The organism is Nocardia arizonensis (genome assembly GCF_001310275.1).
GTDB classification, from domain to species: Bacteria; Actinomycetota; Actinomycetes; order Mycobacteriales; family Mycobacteriaceae; genus Nocardia; species Nocardia arizonensis.
Map to the genome: position 1 here is coordinate 51469 of NZ_LGYZ01000065.1, position 19527 is coordinate 70995.

General features: G+C 65.2%; 21 protein-coding genes and 1 tRNA gene. 10 read left to right on the forward strand and 12 right to left on the reverse strand.

The features are described from left to right. The first annotated feature begins 167 nt into the window (after positions 1 to 167). The 4 genes from APZ21_RS11925 (at position 168) to APZ21_RS11940 (ending at position 1973) form a co-directional block, all read left to right on the forward strand. Complete coding sequence (locus APZ21_RS11925) at positions 168 to 725, forward strand: hypothetical protein (RefSeq protein WP_054813346.1); 558 nt, start codon at positions 168 to 170, stop codon at positions 723 to 725. A gap of 185 nt (positions 726 to 910) precedes the next feature. Further along, entirely contained in the window at positions 911 to 1333 is a 423-nt protein-coding gene (locus APZ21_RS11930; RefSeq protein WP_054813415.1) for a DUF3052 domain-containing protein, read from the forward strand. A gap of 72 nt (positions 1334 to 1405) precedes the next feature. After that, on the forward strand, positions 1406 to 1870 hold the full coding sequence (locus tag APZ21_RS11935) for a peroxiredoxin (protein WP_054813416.1): 465 nt from the start codon (positions 1406 to 1408) through the stop codon (positions 1868 to 1870). Positions 1871 to 1901: 31 nt separating this feature from the next. Next, a tRNA-Val gene (locus tag APZ21_RS11940) sits at positions 1902 to 1973 on the forward strand. Between the two features lie 18 nt (positions 1974 to 1991). Here the strand turns inward: APZ21_RS11940 and APZ21_RS11945 are convergent. Next, the gene (locus APZ21_RS11945; RefSeq protein WP_162240330.1) at positions 1992 to 2300 is read right to left on the reverse strand and encodes a type II toxin-antitoxin system PemK/MazF family toxin; all 309 of its coding nucleotides are present in this window, start codon (positions 2298 to 2300) and stop codon (positions 1992 to 1994) included. Continuing rightward, the gene (locus APZ21_RS34705; RefSeq protein ID WP_054813347.1) at positions 2297 to 2554 is read right to left on the reverse strand and encodes a hypothetical protein; all 258 of its coding nucleotides are present in this window, start codon (positions 2552 to 2554) and stop codon (positions 2297 to 2299) included. The genes APZ21_RS11945 and APZ21_RS34705 overlap by 4 nt, the downstream gene beginning before the upstream one ends. Before the next feature lie 222 nt (positions 2555 to 2776). On the opposite strand from APZ21_RS34705, the gene APZ21_RS34710 reads away from it, so the two are divergent. Together APZ21_RS34710 and APZ21_RS11960 are read left to right on the forward strand one after the other, a co-directional pair. Continuing rightward, positions 2777 to 2986, forward strand: a complete 210-nt coding sequence (locus APZ21_RS34710; RefSeq protein WP_054813348.1) for a hypothetical protein — start codon at positions 2777 to 2779, stop codon at positions 2984 to 2986. Positions 2987 to 3384: 398 nt separating this feature from the next. Further along, positions 3385 to 3738, forward strand: coding sequence for a DUF4870 domain-containing protein (locus APZ21_RS11960; RefSeq protein WP_239476590.1), 354 nt, complete (start codon positions 3385 to 3387; stop codon positions 3736 to 3738). Positions 3739 to 3909: 171 nt separating this feature from the next. Here the strand turns inward: APZ21_RS11960 and APZ21_RS11965 are convergent, their stop codons facing one another. Together APZ21_RS11965 and APZ21_RS11970 are read right to left on the reverse strand one after the other, a co-directional pair. Further along, positions 3910 to 4194, reverse strand: coding sequence for a hypothetical protein (locus APZ21_RS11965; protein WP_156371012.1), 285 nt, complete (start codon positions 4192 to 4194; stop codon positions 3910 to 3912). A 77-nt stretch (positions 4195 to 4271) separates the two neighbouring features. Beyond that, positions 4272 to 5633 carry a hypothetical protein gene (locus APZ21_RS11970; protein ID WP_204249090.1) on the reverse strand — a complete coding sequence of 454 codons (1362 nt, stop codon included), beginning with the start codon at positions 5631 to 5633 and terminating at the stop codon, positions 4272 to 4274. On the opposite strand from APZ21_RS11970, the gene APZ21_RS35085 reads away from it, so the two are divergent. Beyond that, on the forward strand, positions 5619 to 6353 hold the full coding sequence (locus APZ21_RS35085) for a hypothetical protein (RefSeq protein WP_204249091.1): 735 nt from the start codon (positions 5619 to 5621) through the stop codon (positions 6351 to 6353). The genes APZ21_RS11970 and APZ21_RS35085 overlap by 15 nt on opposite strands. 63 nt (positions 6354 to 6416) lie before the next feature. Here the strand turns inward: APZ21_RS35085 and APZ21_RS11975 are convergent, their stop codons facing one another. From APZ21_RS11975 to APZ21_RS11985, 3 genes are read right to left on the reverse strand one after another with little or no spacing between them, the layout of a single operon-like run. Next, on the reverse strand, positions 6417 to 7277 hold the full coding sequence (locus APZ21_RS11975; RefSeq protein WP_054813352.1) for an AAA family ATPase: 861 nt from the start codon (positions 7275 to 7277) through the stop codon (positions 6417 to 6419). Positions 7278 to 7279: 2 nt separating this feature from the next. Beyond that, positions 7280 to 10624: an SUMF1/EgtB/PvdO family nonheme iron enzyme gene (locus APZ21_RS11980; RefSeq protein WP_162240331.1), complete on the reverse strand. Its 3345-nt coding sequence runs from the start codon at positions 10622 to 10624 to the stop codon at positions 7280 to 7282. Positions 10625 to 10628: 4 nt separating this feature from the next. After that, positions 10629 to 11693 carry a trypsin-like peptidase domain-containing protein gene (locus APZ21_RS11985; protein WP_082393028.1) on the reverse strand — a complete coding sequence of 355 codons (1065 nt, stop codon included), beginning with the start codon at positions 11691 to 11693 and terminating at the stop codon, positions 10629 to 10631. A gap of 321 nt (positions 11694 to 12014) precedes the next feature. Here APZ21_RS11985 and APZ21_RS11990 point away from each other — a divergent pair, with 321 nt between their 5' ends. Continuing rightward, positions 12015 to 12326 (forward strand): hypothetical protein, encoded by a 312-nt coding sequence (locus tag APZ21_RS11990; protein ID WP_054813355.1) that lies wholly within the window; start codon positions 12015 to 12017, stop codon positions 12324 to 12326. A gap of 160 nt (positions 12327 to 12486) precedes the next feature. Here APZ21_RS11990 and APZ21_RS11995 read toward each other — a convergent pair whose 3' ends face one another. Next, positions 12487 to 13362 (reverse strand): sigma-70 family RNA polymerase sigma factor, encoded by an 876-nt coding sequence (locus tag APZ21_RS11995; RefSeq protein ID WP_054813356.1) that lies wholly within the window; start codon positions 13360 to 13362, stop codon positions 12487 to 12489. A gap of 30 nt (positions 13363 to 13392) precedes the next feature. Here APZ21_RS11995 and APZ21_RS12000 point away from each other — a divergent pair, with 30 nt between their 5' ends. Further along, positions 13393 to 14337, forward strand: coding sequence for an alpha/beta fold hydrolase (locus APZ21_RS12000; protein ID WP_156371017.1), 945 nt, complete (start codon positions 13393 to 13395; stop codon positions 14335 to 14337). Between the two features lie 188 nt (positions 14338 to 14525). After that, entirely contained in the window at positions 14526 to 15176 is a 651-nt protein-coding gene (locus APZ21_RS12005; RefSeq protein WP_204249092.1) for a class I SAM-dependent methyltransferase, read from the forward strand. A 181-nt stretch (positions 15177 to 15357) separates the two neighbouring features. Here APZ21_RS12005 and APZ21_RS12010 read toward each other — a convergent pair whose 3' ends face one another. From APZ21_RS12010 to APZ21_RS12025, 4 genes are all read right to left on the reverse strand, one after another. Beyond that, positions 15358 to 15894, reverse strand: coding sequence for a DUF3145 domain-containing protein (locus tag APZ21_RS12010; protein WP_054813419.1), 537 nt, complete (start codon positions 15892 to 15894; stop codon positions 15358 to 15360). Between the two features lie 97 nt (positions 15895 to 15991). Next, a complete protein-coding gene (locus tag APZ21_RS12015; protein ID WP_054813358.1) occupies positions 15992 to 16822 on the reverse strand; it encodes a serine hydrolase domain-containing protein in 831 nt (276 codons plus the stop codon). 210 nt (positions 16823 to 17032) lie between these two features. Beyond that, positions 17033 to 18163, reverse strand: coding sequence for an NDMA-dependent alcohol dehydrogenase (locus APZ21_RS12020; protein WP_054813359.1), 1131 nt, complete (start codon positions 18161 to 18163; stop codon positions 17033 to 17035). Positions 18164 to 18405: 242 nt separating this feature from the next. Continuing rightward, positions 18406 to 19461, reverse strand: a complete 1056-nt coding sequence (locus APZ21_RS12025) for a phosphotransferase family protein (RefSeq protein WP_054813360.1) — start codon at positions 19459 to 19461, stop codon at positions 18406 to 18408. Positions 19462 to 19527 lie beyond the last annotated feature (66 nt).

Sequence of the window (19527 nt, forward strand, 5' to 3'; positions counted from 1 at the left end):
TTCCCCGGGCGGAGCGCTTGGTTGGCGCACCACCCGTTACGACGGTTCGGGCGCACCTCCCATCCTTGCCGAAGGTGCGTCCCCGGTCATCATGTCAGCAAGAAATCCAGTACGGTTTCCTCGGCAATGGGTTACCCGGTAGTTTTTCCGCACGAGCGGGGAGGACGATGAACGTGCTGGACCCACGCGGGTTCGGATTGGTGTGCGCGGCCGCTGCGGTCGTCGCCGGTGTGACCGTCGCGGGATGCGCGGATCGGATCGAGGGAACCGCCAACCCGAACGCCACGGATCTAGCCTCGTACAAAACCGAAGCCGCCGCATCCTCTGCGGCTGCGACCTCCTCCCGTCGCGCCGCGGCCCAGGCCCAAGCCGTCTCCGACAATTGCGGGAACTTCCCCACCACCACCGGCGTGGGCGTGAAGGCGTACAACGATTTCGTCGACGCCCACGACTCCAACGCCCCCGACTACGCGGCCAAGCGCGATTCGGCCGCGACCACCCTCGACGACGCCGCGGCCAAGGTCGAGAGCGGGGTCAGCACCGCAGGCGGCGCACTGCCCGACGACCTGTCGGCCAAATTCACCGAATACGTCGCCGCGGCGCGGCAGCTGGCCGTCGAGACAAGGAAGATGACCTACACCGCCCCCGTGGGACCGCTCAACGACGCCAGCAGACGGGTCAACGACGCCCGCAACGCGGTCCGCGACGCCTGTCCCAAACGCTGAGCGGTCGCCGGCGCCGCGCCGTAGCCGAACCGCCCCACCCGAACGCCTCCATCCGTCCCACACGGTGAGATCACACGCTTCGCCGCGCGACATTCGGTGGGATTTCGGTCGATCGGCTTGCGCTCGGGCCGATAACCATGTTCGCTTGCAACTACCTACTGTCGGGAGTTGAGGAGGACACCACCGTGGTCGCCGCGGCGGACGCGCAGAACTACGCTCAGAAGCTTGGCATTACTCACGGCATGGTTGTCCAGGAACTGGGCTGGGACGAGGACACCGACGACGACCTGCGGGCCGATGTCGAGGACGCCAGTGGCGGCGAGATGGTGGACGAGGACTCCGATGAGGTCGTCGACGCCGTACTGCTGTGGTGGCGCGAAGGAGACGGCGATCTGGCCGACGAGTTGATGGAAGTCATCAGCCCGCTCGCCGACGACGGCTTCATCTGGGTTCTCACCCCCAAGACCGGTCAGCCTGGCCATGTCGATCCGAGCGAGATCGCCGAAGCCGCCCCAACGGCGGGCCTGACGCAGACCTCCGCGATCAGCCTCGGTGGGTGGATCGGCAGCCGACTGGTTCAGCCGAAGGCGCCTTCGAAGCAGCGCTGATCTTTTCGCTATGGTTTCGCCGGGCGGTGTCGCATCGCCCGGTGGGAACCCGACCCGATGGAGGATTCGCGTATGCCGATCGAAGTGGGCACTGTCGCACCGGAATTCACCCTCAAGGACCAGAACAACCAGGAAGTCAGCCTGTCGGACTTCCGGGGCAAGAAGAACGTCCTGATCGTCTTCTACCCGCTCGCCTTCACCGGCATCTGCCAGGGCGAGCTCTGCAAGGTCCGTGACGAACTGCCCAAGTTCCAGAACGACGACGCCGAGATCCTCGCCATCTCCGTCGGCCCCCCGCCCACCCACAAGATCTGGGCCGCCGAACAGGGCTACACCTTCCCGCTGCTGTCCGATTTCTGGCCACACGGCGCCATCGCCCAGGCATACGGCGTCTTCAATGACAGAACCGGGTTCCCCAACCGCGGCACCTTCGTCGTGGACAAAGACGGCATCATCCGTTTCGCCGAGATGAACGGCCCCGGAGAGCCCCGTGACCAGGCGGCTTGGGAGAATGCGCTCGCCGCGCTAGATTCATAAGCCGCACCGTCGGAATCCCGCCGATGGTTCCGGGCGTATAGCTCAGCGGTAGAGCACTGGTTTTACACACCAGCGGTCGGGGGTTCGATCCCCTCTGCGCCCACAGCATGGCACGAACTTGTCATAGTCCGAGATAGCGCGTGATGGCGTGCTCGAGTCGCTTCATGTCTTCTCTGGGTAGGTAGCCGACCATTTCTCCAACGTATCGGCTGTCCAGTGATCGGATCTGGTCCACCAGGAGAAGGGTGGGTTGGCTCAGGAGTTCGATCTGTGGGCGGAATCGGGATGGTTGGGCGGAGGTGGAGGTGGGCACTACCGTGACCATGGACCAATCGACCTCGGACAGGATCACGCCGTAGCGTTTGCCCTGTTGCTCTCGACCTCGATCGTTGCGCCCCAAGTCGATCCGATGAACGGCGGCGCGGATCACCAGGCGTCGGGTTCCTTGTTGAGGTCTTCGCCCGCGGCATCGATCCGTTCGGCTTCGTGCTGGGCCGCGAGGATCCATTCCTGGTGTTCCAGTGCGTGGAGGGCGCGGCGGATCACATCGGCCGTGGTCTCGTCCGGCTTGGCCAGCTTGGCCACCAAGGTCTTGTCGGCCTGACTGAACCGGATGCCGGTGGTGGAGCTCGCCGATCTGCGTGTGCCCGAAGCTGTGGTCTTCTTCCTCGCCTGGGTGGTCATGGCATCGAGTGTAGGCTGGCGTGCAACATATGTGCAACGTCGAATATTGTCGCGCCGCTCTCGGGTCCGCGAGCAGACCGGCGATGGCGACGACGGAAGTCTCGACTCATCAGCCGCGGCCGCAGCCGCGCAAACCGCCTGTTCGAACCACAAGGAACAGTCGAGGTAGAAACAGAAGCTGGGTACCTCGCGGGCGCCACTCTCGGCAACGAGTTCGCACAGGTGCAGTTGCGCCAGAACAAGCGGAAGTTCGAAATTGTCGAAGTACCGCCCGAGAAAGCGAAGACCCTTCCGTGGGACGTGTATCTGCGGATCGAGGTGCGCACGGTCAAGAGCTCCGACCGCTTCGGCGAGCGCAAACGGACCGAATACCAATTCATCCGTGTCCTGCACTACGCCAGCCCGTTGCCGGACACCGACGAGCACAACTAGGTGTGGTGTCTCAGGAACTGGGTTGAGGTCCGCGCCGCTGAGGAAGGCGCCTGACCGCCGGGTGGCGCCGCGACGCGGGCGTTACCCGGTGGTCAGAATCGACACCGCCCTCGTCAGGCAGCCGCACCGTGCCTAATCCGTCATGGATCTGCTGGGCGAGGTTGCGGTTCTCCGCGACCAGCTCGGCCAGTTCCGGCGTCGATCCGGCCCGACGACCAGCTACGCGCCAGACCCTCCAGCCGCTCCGACAGCCGAGGGCTGTCCGACGAGTGATGTCGGCCGGCCCCTCGGAATCACTCGATGTCGCTGAAACCTGGGATCGGTAGGTGGCGCGGCCGGCATCTACTCATCCCATGACATCTTCTCAACCTCCCACGAACCAACCGCAGTCCGCAGGCTTGGACAAGAAGACCAGCGCGATCCTTTCGTACGCACTGGGGTGGCTCACCGGAATCATCTTCCTATTCGTCGGAAAGAACGATCCCGATGTGAAATTCCATGCCGCGCAATCGATCGTCTTCTTCGGGGCGGTCTCGGTGGTCAATATCGTTCTGAGCATCGTCGGCTCGCTCCTCGGAGCCCTGGGGATAATCGTCAGCCTCGCCGGACTGGTAGTAGCGGTCTTCGCGGTCGTGGTCTGGATCATGGCCATGGTCCAGGCGAACAACACCGGCGGTGTCCGCGCAGAGCTTCCCATTGTCGGAAAATTCACCGCCCCATATGCCGATCAGTTGGCCAACTCGGTCAAGTAGCGGCATATTCGAAGTCCCCAGTCGGATTTCATAATCGAGGATGCTGTCGGAACCCCCGCCGGGGGCCAGATGCGACAGTCAGGAGATCGACGGCCCGAGGCTATCTCGGGCCGTTGGCGTACGCACGGAACGTCCGATTATGCCGATTACCGGACATCCGCGGCTGTCGCGTTACGAGAGGATGACGACGAAATCGCGAATCGACTCGGTCAACGCGTTCAGCTCGTCTTCGGCGACGGCAAGCTCGCTGGCCGACTCACTCGAGCCGATCGGTGGCGAAAACTGCTGGCACGCCTTTGCAGGGGCCTGTTCGCTTCGCGGCTGGATCGACGGAATCGCCAGCGGTTGGATCGTTCCGCCACCACGCCCTTCCACGCGCGGATCTTCGGCGGTAGGGCCCGCAATCGCAACGGCACTGCCGAATACTACCCTGGTGACGTCCAGCCGTGTTCCCAAGGCAATTCCGGAGGCGGCGAACTCGAGCGTTCAATGCGGAGGCTTGTCGACCAGCCGCGTTGATGACATGGAGCGGGTCAGGCCCAGAACCGTTTCATGAGGTCGCCGAAGTGATCAGTAACAAAGGCGCGGTGTTCGGGGGCCGACGGATCGCCGACCGGCTCATGGATGTGCGCGAGCGAATGGTATGTCTGTAGAAGCCGAAGTTCGTCACGGGTAAAGCCGTTCATGGATATGCGCACAATGTCTTTTCGCTCGGCCGCGAAACGTCGTGCGATTGCCTCGGGGACGATGAACTTCTGCGGTGCCACGAGCACGACCCGATCCTTCGCGTGGTGCAGTGCCGTTGCGAGCAGCACTTCCCACCACCGGGCATTCGACAGGTTGAGCTGATATGACACGGACATATCGGCACAGAGATCACCGAAATCGTGCACCTCGTCGACCAGCGGCAACCGCTGGTCGAGTTGTCTACCCAGACGTCGGAAGTTCTCTTCGGTCGGCAGCTCGAAATTCCAGTCGATGAAGGTGAGTAGGGCGTGGACAGGGTCGAGTCGGATCTCGGCCGGCGCCCCCGACCGGTCCTCGAAGGGGATGACTTTTCGTGATATATCCAGCACGTACAGTTCGAGTACGCGCTCCGGATTTCTCTCACCTGCCCAGGTGTATCTCGAATCGTATTCCGGCTTGTCGAAATCCACCGAGGCATAGTCGTCGAACAGCCACAGCACCGGCTCGTCGAGATCGATGATTTGTCGTCGGACGCGCATCTCCTGTTTGACATAGAGTCTAGGTTGTGAGCGGTAGTAACTGCGCAGTGTTCTGCGCAGGTCGAGGCCGTCCTGCATCGAGCCGCGAAATTCGTGCGACTTCACACGGCTGGTGTTCCGTAGTCCGGCGAGCCGGAATGCCTTGTGTCGCATATCGATTCTGAAGACATCCGAGGGCGGCCAAGTCTCGTTCCAGTCACCAGATCTCTTGTTCGCACCGGGGGGTGGTGCCGGGGGATCGAGGTCGATGGTGACGCCCGGCGACATATCCGGCGCGGTATCGGGTATATCGTCGGGGGACCGCTCACCGGGTACGCGAATATATTCGTAGTAGTGATCCAGTTGTGTACAACTGCGGGCGACATAGAGATTCCGGCTGGTGTTCTGCGCGGCCGTATTCATCTGGAATACGGGCTCTTTGGAACCGCTGATCCGGCCGATCCGCTCGACTTTCACCTGGTCGAAGTATCCGAGCAGGTGGCGTTGCGTCCGTTCGCGGAAAACGGGTGGGAAGCACGTTTCCAGCGCCCACACCACGGTATCGAAGTCCGGGGATATTCGCCCCATGCTGTCCAGCAGCCCGGTCAAGATCCGGGCGAACGCCTGGTAGTGCCGGATGGAGAGGTTCAGGTCCGTCGACTCGTCGTTGAGTTCGTGCATGATCGCCACGAGTGCGCCGAATTTATCGAACAGGTGCGCCTTTCCCCGTGCCCGCTGCCGCTCGTATGCCTCGACCAGACGCGGAATGTAATCGAGATAGCGCATGAGGATTACCAGGCTCGGCTGCCTGATCTGGTAGTCCAGGCGCGGCAGCGGCGTACGGTCGGCGTCGGCGGGCGGGACCGGCTTGCGCATGAGTCTGCGGGTCGGTTCGACATGGGTCGCGTTACACACGAACAGGACTCGACGATATCGGCCTGCCATCTCCTGGAGCTGAGCGGCCATGTGCAGCTCCCTCCAGCTGTCCACCGGCTCGAACCGCGCCGGCTGGTGAGTGAGCCGCTTGCCGATCAGGTCGAGGCATTTCTGCGCACCGCGCTCGAGGGCGTACCCGTCGTCCGGCCAGTCTTCGTCGCTCACGCAGAAATGGTCGATCAAGTGCCCCGGTGCGACCTCTTGATCGATGAAACGCAGCGGGATCTGCCGTTCGATGGCGATGCGGACGGCCTCGACAATGCCATCGGCGGGCGTGACCGGGAAGACTTCGCGCTGGTCCGCATCGCTCACCGACGAGATGACCAGGGAGACCTGTGGAAGTTTGGCTATTGCCTCCAGCATTCGCACACGGGCGGATTCGGGAAGGGCCACGGCGACGATATCGCGCCCGCCGAGCTCGATATCGTGGGCGACTCGTTGCACCTGCACCGCGAAATTGAGCCGGTGCCGTAGGACGGGGACTATGAATATATTGCCCTGTTCGATGTACAACCTGTTCATGGTCGCCCCGCCGATTCAGCTCTTGCGACCGAAGATCAGTGACGACACCTTGTGCAGAATCCCGAGCTTGTCTCCGCCGACCTTGTCCGCGTAGTTCATCGCGTATCTCATGAGTGCGACCACTTGCCGCACCGACACATCGTCGCGTTCTTCCTGCGTGTACCACGATTCGAAGGCGTCGAGGAATTCCGGCGACGGGTCGAGGGCGGTCTGGATGATCGTACGCAGATCCTCGTAGGGGGGTTTCAATATCTCGATCACCGGCAGGGTCCGCTGCTCGATGTACTCCGGCAGCACGTGCCCGGCGTTGCTCAGCGACGGATTGAGCGCGCAGCAGAACCGGAACCGTGCCCTGGCCTCCTCGTCCTGCGGGCCGATATTGATGCCTGTGATGGCCGAGTAGATGTACTGCCGGCCGTCGAGCACCGACGCAAGCGGACTCAACGCGCGCTCGGGGACGCGATTGATCTCGTCGAAGAAGAACAGCCCTCCTTCGTACAACGCGGTTGCCAGGGGGCTGGCGCGAAGGACCAACCTGAGCGGGTCACCTTCGACCGTATTCGGGTCGGGTGTCAGCAGCAGCGCCAAATCCTCGGGCGTGAATTCTTCGTGGCCCTGCAATATATAGAGCGGCATGTCGAGTCGGCGCGCGATCTCGTAGACGATTTCGTTCTTGCCGAATCCCGGTGGCCCCTCCAGCCGGAAGCTCAGTGGCGGGACTCCGTTGTCGATCAGCCGCGTGCCGTCGTCGCTGACGCCCCAGGCGATCTGGCACATGAGCAGTTCGTGCTTTCGCCCGACGAAGCGGCGCTCGGGCACGACAGCGGGCTCGGCGAGCCAGAATTGGGTCCGGTCGATGATGGCTTCTCGGTCCATGGTTACCTCGTTCTCGTACTCGCCCCGGCGATTTCGGGATGGCACGTCACGCGGAAGCCAAGCCGATGCGAGCGCACCAGCGGATCGAACCAGCCGCCGATGAGCAGCCAGATCGGATTGTAGGCCCCCGAGGGACTTCCGCCGCCCTTGATGGCCACCGCGACGCCGTTGGCTATGGACGGATTGTGGGACAGATCTTCGTACAGTCGTTCGGTCTGTGAGACCTGGGCAATTGCGGTGTTGCACCATTCCCACACACCGCCGAAGAGGTCGTGGATGCCGAGGCCGTTGGCCGCGAAAACACCGACCGGCGCGGGCACTTCGTATCGCAGCTGCTCCTGGTGCGGGACGAGGTACTCCTCGATGATCGAGGTGACTTGTCGTACACGATCCATATCCCCGCGCAGTTCGCCGGCCATCGCGAAGTCGTCCACAACGGCCGGAGGCACATTCCCGTGCGTCTCTCGGGAACGGCCGCGCCGTCCGCGCCCGGCCGGTTGTCCGACCTCGGGCCCCGACGCGCCGGAGGCGATGTCGAGCACCAGTCGCAGGACGCGTTCGTCGCCATGTGCCGCCCGATCCCACTCCAGGGTCGATGGCAGCCGGAAGACCAGGTTTCGGTGACGGCTGGTCAGCCACGCGCAGTACGCGCCGGCTTCGAAGAAGTTCACTCCCGTCACGGGATGGTTGGGCCTGCTGATCACATGGTTGTGCCAGTACCTCGGAAAGGCGATGTGGTGCTTCTGGATCCACGTCCACCCTGCACGGCTCCACCAGGCAGGCGTGCGATACCCACCATCCGCGACGAACCGGGCGAACTCCATGGTGGTGACCGGATACTTCCCGATGCGGTACGGGCCCTGCCGTTCCGAGGCCGGGACTTCGACCAGGCCGAAGAGCGGTGCATCCACATCGATCCGCGGGTCGTGCCTGCCCAGTGCCCTGGCATCCTCGACACGGTCGTCTGTGTCGCGGTCCGCCACGATGCGGCGCACCAGGAGAGCGGCGGTATCGGCGCCGATCCTGCCGCGCTCAGCGGGGAGTTCGACGGCGCATTCGTGAGCGAGCCGCAGGTCGTGCCGGGCGAGCAGTTCGATGAACCTGTGTGCGTCCTGCTCCCGCAGCAGGGCGGCGAGAATCCGGCAGACATCGCGCCATCGGGTCGGCGAGTCGGCAACGATCTGTCGGATGTGAGGCTCTACCACCGAGTTCACCCCTCGCCGGCCGATGTCGGCGGCGAGTCGCCGGGCGGCGAAATAGTCGGCGAGTGTTTCGAAGCCGAACTCGATGTGGTCGCGGTCCGCGTGCTCTCGTAACAGGCCCCGGCCACGAACGTCGGCGACCAGTGCGCGTTCTTCCGGTGTGGCACGCCGTATCCGGCCCGGGGCCGTCAGAAGTTCGTATGCCACGTCGGCGAGCCACCGTGTCAGCCGCTCGGGATGTTCACCGGCCGCCCGCGCGGAGCCGTTCTCGGTCGACCGGCGCGTGACGAATCGTTCGATGATCATCTCGAGGTTGGCGTCGGCGAGATCGTCCCCGGTCAGCTCCAGCTCGCAGAGCAGGGTCAGCAAACGAGGATTGCGCAGGTGCCGCGTGATCGCACGACCGTGCGCACCGAGGAGCCCAATCAACGACGGATCGCCCCGCTGCCGCTGGACAAGCAGGGATACCCGCTCCTCGTCCAGCTCGCGAATCCGAGCTTCCTTGAGCCGCAACGCGTGTCCGAGGCGATTGCCGCGCGACGCCAGCAGCAGACCCATGTCGTGCTTGGATCTCGTGTCGAGCCCGAGATCGCCGGCAGCATCGACCGAGACCTCGTCGGCGTCGTCCAAGAGCAGCAGCACGGGCGAACCGAACAGGCGGCGCATCGCCTCCAGCGACCCGAGACGCCCGATCAGCGTGTGACAGCCGAGCTCGAATCGTTCCTCGCCGTATGCGAACCACCGGAACCCGTCACCGGCGATGTGCTCATCGATCCTGCGCCGCGGACTGCTCGCCCCGCTCAACGACACATACAGCGGCAGGTAGGGGACGATCCACTCGTCGAGCTCGCCATTGCGCGGTATCGACCACCGATTCTCGATGTCACCCAGCGCGATCGACTTGCCCACGCCCGTCGGACCGGTGAGGGCTGCCCGCCGCACACTGGCGGGCAACTCGGAGGTCGAGGACACGAAGCCGACCACGCGATCCTTCTCCGGACTTCCCGGGGCGGGCAGCAGATCGACCGCGAGCGAAATCGCCCCGGTGCGTATCGATCTCGTCCGGCAGTGCACCTCGAGCCGGTAGGCGATCTCGTAGAATCCGTACGCCGTCAGGCCGCGCGCCAGTCTCAGGGCGAGGGCGATCTCGTCGGGCTCCGTGCGGGGCCTGCGACGAGATCCGCGCGCGAGCAATTCGGCGACCTGCCGGGGCAGGCACACGCTGTTGGCCGAGAGCAACGGAAACAGGATCTCGCGCAGCGGCAGCGGTGCCCCGAGCAGTTGTTCGCAGTGCTCCGCGCGGTGCGCGTATCGGGACGAGAACAGCTCCGCCGCCCGGTACACCTGCCCGTACCAGCGGTGCGGCGAATCCGGACCCAGCAGCGACAGCACGTAACGTGGTACACCGAGCGCGACCCGGTGACCTTTCGCCTCGGCCCACGCAAGCAGCACTCGCAGCGTTTCGGCTGCCCGGCCGGGTTCGTCCTCGGCCCACTCGGGACGAACCGCCGAAAAGTCCACCAGGAGTGAACCCGGCGGAGAATCCGCCAGTCTGCGGCCGTCGTCGACGTTCGCGAAGCGCGGTGGTGGGTCCGGGCTCAGCAGATCTTCGCCCGCGATCCACAGTGTCGGACCATCTGCCTCGGCGAGGGCCGCCAGTGATTGTTCGGCATCCAGCGGAAAGTCCGTGACCAACACGATCAGTCCCCGCCATGCGGCGCGAATGGCCTCGATCGAGAGCGTCGTCTCCGGCTCCGCCGGGTCCGCGGCGCGAAACAGGACGGATCCGCCGACGTCTGCCCGCCGGGCAGGAGCCATCTTGATCCGGAGGGCGGGCAAGGACCCGTGGCGAGCCGCGGCAGTCGTTGCGTCGACGCGTGCGCACAGTTCCTCGGCGGCGCGGTGCTGCTCGACGCCGAGCCCAGCGCCCACCGCACTCAGCACCTCGATGAGCATTTCGTTCGGCAACAGGTCCACCAGCTCCGCGGTGAAGGCGCCGGCGGGCGCTCCCCAGCGCAGGTCGGTCCGTCCCGGCCATTGGCTCAGCAAGTGCGTGAGCGCAACGACGCGTTGGTCGTCCGTGATCAGGTGCGGACGCAGCCAGCGCTGCACATCCAACGAAAGGCCCGGTTCGAGATCGGCCATCGCGTCACCCGGTGATTGTCGCGGCGAGCCGCGGTGCATGGGCGGCCAGATCCGCGAGGATGGCGACCGCGCTGATCCCCTCGTTGCGCAGATATCGCTCGGTGCTCCCGGGCTCGGCCAGCATGCCACCCGCGTGATGGACACCGATGACCTCGAACGCGTTGTCGAACACCGGCGACCCGGAGGAGCCCGGTTCGGTGGAAGTGGTGTACTGGATGAGCCTTTCATCGGCATAGGCGACGAAGTTGTTCTGCATCGAGATCTTCTTGTAGTGCCCGCCGGGGTGCTGGATGATATTCACCCGCTGGCCGCGAACAGCTCGCTGAGGCCGCAACTTCAGCGGTCGAATGTCGTCCGCGCCGTGCAATTCGACGACCGTAATATCCAGCTGCCGATTCGTGTAGAATTGCCCGTCCGGCTCGGCTGCGTATATGGTGCCCGGCATTTCCCGGTGATGTCTGTCGATCTGGTAGTTGAAGGCATATTCACTGCGCACCGCGGTGGTGGCGTCGGGAATCACGTGGTTGTTGGTCATCACGAGCGTGCGGGCGACCAGGAAACCGGTGCCCAGCGCGGTCGGGGTGCGGATTCTCACGACGGCTCGGGCCGCGTCCAAGGCCATTTCCAACATGTAGACGTCGCGGAGGGTGTTCTCACCGATGATCCTCTCGCGAACCGCGGCGGGCGATTCCCGGCCGGACCATCCGGTTATGGTGCGCGAATCCGCGGTCGGTGTGGTCGTGAACGGATACCGTGCCAGCACATCGCGAAGGTCGTCGGCCTGCTCACCCGCGCCCAGGTACGCGAGCATCTTATTGATGAGCACGCCCAACGTCTCTTGTCCAGGTTCGTCCTGCCCGAACGACTGCAAGCGCTGCACCACCCGGACCGCGACCGCCCGCGGCGGACCGTCGAGATCAAGCGTGGTGACCACGTCGTCGGATCGTGAAGTCCCGGCGAAAACATCCGTCACCAGATCCACACGGGACTGAACGGTCCGGAAATCCGGCATTGCACTGAGGATCTCGACAACACGTGAAAAATCCCGTGGCACAAGGTTGATAGTCATTGGTCCCCCTCCGTAGCGCTGACCCTACCTGTGGATCGCGTCGAAGGGGCCCGTGTTACGCGTTTGGATGCCGGTGACGTTGCGGGACTGGAGTGAGGAGACAGGATAATCGGCCGCCGATCCGGTGGCGGCGGTCGCGTCCGAGTGTTATCGGCGGTTCGACCGTGGTTCGCGTCGCACGTGGGCGCACCGAGGACTCTCGGCGCGGTGCCGCGGTTGCAGTGGTTTCGGGGCCGGTCGCTTCCGCGCCAACAATGTCTCCGTCCCCGAAGATCCCGCCGGAGGTCGACCGTGAGTGCCGATGTGCCCCAATGCCGTTGCATGACACCACCATTCAATGCCGGCGACTACGAATCCCACTACGTCGGTGTCGACGACTCGAGCTGGCGATATGCCGACGTGACGATCGAGACCTGCGCCCACTGCGGTACCAAATGGCTCCATTACTTCTACGAGCACGAGTCGTACCGGGAATCCGGACAGTGGTACCGCGCGGTCATCGCAGCCGAGATGGTCGAGTCATTGACTCCGTACACCGCAGCCGAATTCCTCGAGTCCCAATCCTGGTACTTCTACGGCGGTAGCTACTGGCGCACAACAGGGCGTAAGGGCATGGGGGCAATCCAGGACTGAGCTTTGCCCGCATTGCTCTCGCCGAACGGTGGATTTCATTCTCATCCGTTCGACACATCGCACGACAACTCACCTTGCAGCGAAGGGCCGATCCGGTCGAGGGCGCGCGGGAAGTCCAACCATCGCCGGACCCCGGGGCGAGGTCGGATCGGGTCGCTCGTCAACGATTGAGGTGGGCGAGCTTGTCCGGGTTGCCTACCGCGTGGATCGCGTGGACGAGCCTGCCGTCGGTTTCGAGACCGATGACCGCCATCACCCGGCCCGCGAGCGAGACGACGACACCGGGCCCGCCGTTGACGCGGGCGACCCGGAAGTCCGCGGCGGCACCGAACAAGGCGGCCGCCAGTACCACGGACACCAACTCCGATCCGACCTGCGGAACCTGCGGAGCGTAGGGGATCCGGCCCCCGGAATCGAATTCGCCGACCACATTCGGGGCGAGGACGGAGGCCAGCGCGTCGAGATCACCGTCCGCGCAGGCATCCGCGAACCGCTGCGCGACCCTCGTGGCCTCGGCGGCGGGCACGTCGAAGCGTGGTTCGGCGTCGTCGCGGATCGCCGCGCGGGCACGGCTGGCCAATTTGCGCGCGGCGGTCGGTGTCCGGCCCACGATCTCGCCGATCTCCTCGAAGGTCAGACCGAATACGTCGTGGAGCACGAACGCGACCCGCTCGGCGGGCGCGAGGGTCCGTAGTAGCGCCAGCAGCGCCAGTCGCACACTCTCGTCGAGAGTCACCCGATCACCCGGATCCGGTTCGTCGCCCACGGGCTCGACCAACGGTTCGGGCAGCCAGGGACCGATGTATTTCCTTCGCGTCGAACCGGCCCGCAATACATCCAGGCAGACCCGTCCCGCGACCTTGACGAGCCAACCCTCCACATCGTCGATGCCGTCGACGCCGGTGCGGGTGAGCCGTGCGAAGGTTTCCTGAACGGCGTCCTCGGCATCGGTCAGCGTCCCGAGCATCCGGTAGCAGACATCGAGCACGCGTTTGCGGTGCCGACGCCAGGCGATGTCCACGGTCGGTTCGGTCATATCCAACAGGACGTACGAGGTGACCCCGATGTGACCGTCACACTCTGGCAGGGTAGTCCGTCCTCAGTGGGTATGGAACTCGACATCGAACAGCATCGCCACAGCATCCGCCCCGAATGGCTGCCCGAAAGCGTCTGGCCCTACCCTTTGCGCGCCGTCGACGTCGACGGTCGCCGTATGGTCTACACCGACACCGGCGGCGACGGTCCCGTCCTGCTCATGGTGCATGTCGGTCTGTGGTCCCTGCTCTGGAAGGGCATGATCGCCGAACTCGCCGACCGATACCGTTGCCTCACCCTCGACGTTCCCGGATCGGGCCTGTCCGACCCAGCGCCGCCGTCGCTGTCGGGCGCGGCGGCGGCGATCGTACGGCTCGTCGACGATCTCGACCTGCGTGAGGTCACTCTCGTCGTGCACGACACCGGCGGCTGGGCCACCCTCGCCGCGGTCGATTCGTCGGCCGCGTGGGCCGCGCGGGTCACCGGACTCGTCGCCGTCAACACCTTCGGCTGGACACCCCGTGGCATTTTGCGCCTCGCCCTGCGGTTCTTCGGCTCGACCGCGATGCGCGAGACGATGGCGCGCACCGGAATACTGGCCTGGGCCAGTGCCACCCGGTTCGGTGCAGGCCGACACTGGGACCGCGCCACGAAGCGAGCATGGCGACGCGGCCTGCGTGACCACGACAGGCGTCGATTTCCGCACCGAATGTTCGCCGACGTGACCGGTGACCGCGAGCTGTCGACCGCCGCGGAGCGCGGTATGGCGCTGCTCACCGATCGGCCGACACTGACGATACTCGGTCAGTTCGGCGACTACTTCCGCTTCCGACGTGGCTGGGGCACGCTCCGTCCCGACCTGACCGACACGACCGTCCCCCGTGGCCTGCACTTCCCGCAATGCGACGATCCCGCGCTCGTCGCCACGGCGGTGCACACCTGGCATACCCGATCCCGCGGTAGCCGATCGACCTGAGGACGAGCACCTCCGGCAGAAACCGAACTCGCCGGTGGCTCCTCCGAATCGACCGCTCGGTCCCGGACATCCGGTAATGCCGCGAACCGAGCTATCCGGACGGCATGTCACCCGGGCGAACGTCGCTTTTCATACACGACATCGGTGTCGGGCGTGCATTCGTTCGACTTTCCGGGAACGATGTCGATGTGACCGAGTTTCTCGACGACGCCGACCTGGAACAGACCGCGGTCGTGGCGAACTCCGAGATGAACCGCGAGCGCCGCATCGACGCGTATCGCCGAGAACTCGGACTCGATCCGGTCGCATGGCTGACAGCACGGCAGGCGCCACAGCGGTGGCTGGATGTGGGATGCGGTAGTGGTCGCGCGTTGTTCGATGCCGCGGCGTCTGTGTCCGTACACGTCGAGATCATCGGCTTGGACCTCGTCGGCTACTTCGCCGGTCCCGCCCGTCCCGGAGTCGATCTGATCACCGGATCGGTGCTGACATGGCAGCCGGAGGCGCCGGTGGACCTCGTCACAGCCGTCCATGTGTTGCACTACGTCGGCGACAAGATCGCCGCGCTGACCCGGATGGCATCCTGGCTCACCACCGACGGACAACTCGTCGCCAATTTCGACGCCTCCTCGATCCGGTGGGCCGACGGCTCACTGATCGGTAGGTCATTCACCACCTCGCTTCGTCGCAACGGATTCCGCTACGACGCACGCAACCACCGACTCACTCGCACCGGACACGGCCTGCCCTGTTGGGAGCTGCGCTATCTCGGCGCCGACGCCCACGCTGGACCGAACTACACCGGGCAGGACTGCGTCAACTCGCACTACCAGCGCTAGTCGTCACGGCTGTGCTCGCCACGAAATGCCAACCGCCCCAGGGCCGAGGAACGTACAGGAATGCCGATTGTCGGCTGATCGACCACGAGGCCGATGGCAGGCAGGGACTGGACTCGAGCGGCTGAGGGATGTCCGGGTTCCGCGCGGTGAGCGCCTCGGCGATCGGGCAGGGCGGCGGAATTCAGCCGACGTCGCGGCGGAGCCAGGTGACCTCCGCGCCGATGGAGTCCACTCCGCAGCGATACAGTTCGAGTTCCTCGTCCCAGGCCGTCCCGAGGGCGCGATCGATTTCGGAGGCCAGGTCGTAGGTGGTGTACTTGCCCAGTTCTCGGGAAGCTTGGAGCATGGCGCGCAGGCGCATTTCGCCGAGGGTGACGTCGCCGCTTGCGGAGGTGGAGCCGTGCCAGAGGCCGAGGGCGGGGACGAAGCTGTAGCGTTCGCCGTCGACGCCGTCGCTCGGGTCCTCGGTGACCTCGAAACGCAATACCGGCCACGACCGCAAGGATTGGGCAATTCGGGCGGCGGTGCCGACGGGGCCGACCCAGTCGCTGGTTGCGCGCAGTTGTCCGTCGGCGGGTTGCGTGGTCCACCGCAGTTTGGCGGGGGAACCGAGGGCCGAGGTGAGTGCCCACTCGATATGCGGGCACAGCGCGGCAGGCGACGAGTGGATCCACACCACACCCGCCGTCGCGTCCGCGAACTGACTTGATGCGCGCACCACTAACACCTCCAGCTTCGACGAGGAACGTCTTCCCCAACGACCCGTCCACTGCTGGCGTTGCCTGAGTGTACTGGAGTGCCCGGTGTTACGGGTGTTACTTCGTGAGTGTGTCGCCTCCGCGTGTCGTTTCAGCGATGACCGAATCACTGAGAGCCGGCCAGGCGGCGCGCGCCCAGTCACCGAAATTCTCGTCCGCCAACGCGAGACACGCCACCCGGTTAACGGGATCGACCCACAGGAAAGTTCCCGACTGTCCGAAATGCCCATAGGTGCGAGGGGAATTCGCCGCGCCGGTCCAGTGCGGACGTTTGCCGTCGCGGATCTCGAATCCGAGTCCCCAATCGTTGGGGCGCTGGGATCCGAAGCCGGGCAGTATGCCGTTGAGACCGGGGAACTGGACCGTGATCGCCGCGGCGTGGGTCTGTTCGGAGATCAGTTGGGGTCGGCGCAGTTCGGCGACGAAACGCGCGAGGTCGGCGGCGGTGGATCGGGCGGCGTGACCGGCGGGGCCCGCCAGTGTCGAGGTGGTCATGCCCAGTGGCTCGAAGACCGCCTCGCGCAGGTATTCGTCGAAGGCGATGCCGGTGTACTCGGTGACGACGGCGGCCAGTATCTCGAATCCGGTACTGGAATAGATCCGTTTCGTTCCGGGCTCGGCCACGACGTCGGTGGTGTCGAAGGCAAGGCCGGAAGTGTGCGCGAGCAGGTGGCGCACGGTCGAACCGGGCGGACCCGCCGGCTGGTCGAGTTCGATCGCGCCCTCCTCGACGGCGATCAGCACCGCGTAGGCAACCAGCGGCTTGGTCACCGACGCGAGCGGGAACACACGCTCGCCGTCGCCTTCGATACGCGTGCCGTCGTCGGTGACGATCGCGGCCGCCGCGTGGCGGACCGGCCATTGCGTGATCTGTTCGAGTGCACCCACACCGCGAGCGTAAGGGACGGCGCACCGGGGGCGTATGCCGTTACCGGCAGTACCGTATTCGAACCATTACCGCACCAACGATCCACGGCGATGCGGCCGAGGCTTCGGCCACATCGGGCGGGTGCGGGCATCTTGGGCTTCCCATCGGGCGAGGCCGGGCGCCGACCTCGTGATCGAGGTCGGAGCCCGACTCGCCCGGCGCCGAAACCGTTACCAGTCGGCCTCGGTGTAGCGGATGATGCCGCGGATGTTCTTGCCGTCCAGCATGTCCTGGTAGCCCTGGTTGATCTGTTCGAGCGAGTAGCTGCGGGTGACCATGTCGTCGAGGTTGAGCTGACCCGATTTGTACAGCGAGAGCAGGCGCGGTGCGTCCTGGCGGGCATTGCCACCGCCGAAGATGCAGCCCTTCACCGTCTTCTGGAGCATGGACAGCAGGAAGCTGTTGAGCTTGACGTCGTTCTCGTCCATGCGACCCATCGCGGTCACCACCAGTGTGCCCGCCTTACCGGTGAGGATCAGGCCCTCCTCGATGTATTCGCCGTGCATCTCGCCCATGGTGAGGATGACCTTCTCCGCCATCCGGCCCTCGGTGGCCTCCATGAGCGGCATGATGGCCTCGGCCATGGACGCGTAGGTGTGGGTGGCGCCGAACTTCTGGGCCTGTTCACGCTTCCAGGGGTTGGGGTCGATGGCGACCACCTTGGAGGCGCCGGAGAGCACCGCGCCCTGCAAGGCGCTCATGCCGACGCCGCCGATGCCCGCGATGACGGCGGTCTCGCCGGGCGCGACCTGCGCGACGTGGGTGGCCGAGCCGAATCCGGTGGGCACACCGCAACCGACGAGGCAGGCGACCTCGAACGGAATGCTCGGGTCGATCTTGACCACAGAGGTGTGGTGCACGGTCATGTACGGCGCGAAGGTGCCGAGCAGGCACATGGGAATGACGTTTTGCCCCTTGGCCTGGATGCGGTAGGTGCCGTCGCTGATGGCCTGGCCGAGCAGCAGACCCGCGCCGAGATCGCACAGCGCCATATTTCCCGACACGCAAGCCGGACAGCGACCGCAGGCGGGAATGAAGGACAGGATGACGTGATCGCCGACCTGGAGATCGGCAGGGCAGTTGGGGCCGAGTTTGGTGATCACGCCCGCGCCTTCGTGACCGCCCATGACGGGGTAGGACGGCATCGGCGTCGCGCCGGTGACGATGTGATGGTCGGAGTGGCACATACCCGCGGTCTCCATGCGGATCTGCACCTCGCCCGCGACGGGGTCGCCGATCTCGATCTCCTCCACCGACCACGGCTCCTCGATCCCCCACAGGATCGCGCCCTTCGTCTTCATTCGTGTCGACCTCTCGCATGCAGGTGCTTCTATGTGACTGCACCCACAGTACGAGATCGGCGAGAAAAATGAAACGTGTTCTAATGTCGTGTCGGAAATTCAGCGATGCGGCGATCGCGGGGGCCGGAACACGTTGCAGAACTGTGTCCCGAATTCAGCCGCGCCCGGCCACCTCGCCCCCGTCCTGATCCCGGTCGCCGCGGACGGCACACCGACGGCGACCATGACGGCGGCACGAACGATCACTGCGCCAGCGTCAGCGCGTGACGGAACAGCTCGAGGGTGATCGCGTGCAGGAATTCGCCGACGTCCTTCGGCGCCTTACCCGCGAAGGTGCGCGCGTAGGTGCCCTCCAGCACGATGCCCAGTTTGAAGCAGGCCAACACGGTATACCAAGGGACGGCGCTCAGGTCACGGTCGGAGAAGCGGCCGTAGTGCTCGACCATCTCCGCGGGTGTGGGCAGCCCGCCCACCTGGCCGAGTTTGCCGATCAGCGACGACAGCGAGGTGCCCGGCTCGGGCCGGGTCGCGATCTGCCAGCCCAGGTCGAGCAGCGGATCGCCGATGGTGGACATCTCCCAGTCGACCATCGCGGCGACCTCGGGGCTGTCGTAGGAGAACATCATGTTGGCCAAATGGCAATCGCCGTGCAGGATGCCGGGGGTCCACCGCTGTGGGCGATTGCGGTCGAGCCAGTCGCCGACCTGCGCGACGCCCGGAATCTGCGGACCGGGGTAGCCCTCATTGGCCGAATAGGACTCGAGTTCGCCGAGCCAGCGCGGCACCTGACGCTCCAGGAACCCCTCCGGCTTGCCGTAGTCCGACAGCCCCAGCGCCTTGTAGTCCAGCGCGCCGAGTCGCGCGATGGCCTCGACCGCCGACAGGCCCATCTGCCGCCGGACCTCGGGATCGCCCGCGTGCAGCGGCGGCAGTTCGGTCTGCGGGTTGAAACCGGTGATCGGCTCCATCAGATAGAAGACAGCGCCGAGCACCGACTCGTCCGGGCACGCCGCGATGACCCGGGGGGCGCGGATCTCGGCCCCGTCCAGCGCGCCGAGCAGTCGCGCCTCGCGGCGGATGACATCGTTGCTCTTGGCGCGCAGGTGTTTCGGTCCGCGCCGCAGCACGTAGTCGCGGCCGCCGCGCACGAAGCGCAGCATGATGTTCTGGGTGCCGCCGCCCAGCGGGGTCACCTTCTCGAATTCGCCGGCCGGTAAGCCCTGCTCATCCATCCACTTTGCGACGATCGCGAAGTCGACGACCTCGCGATCCACTTCCACCGGCTGCGCAACAGACATGTGACATATTGTGCACGACCGGGGCACCAAGACTGAAGGCAGCCGACAACAGTTATCGCTCACCGG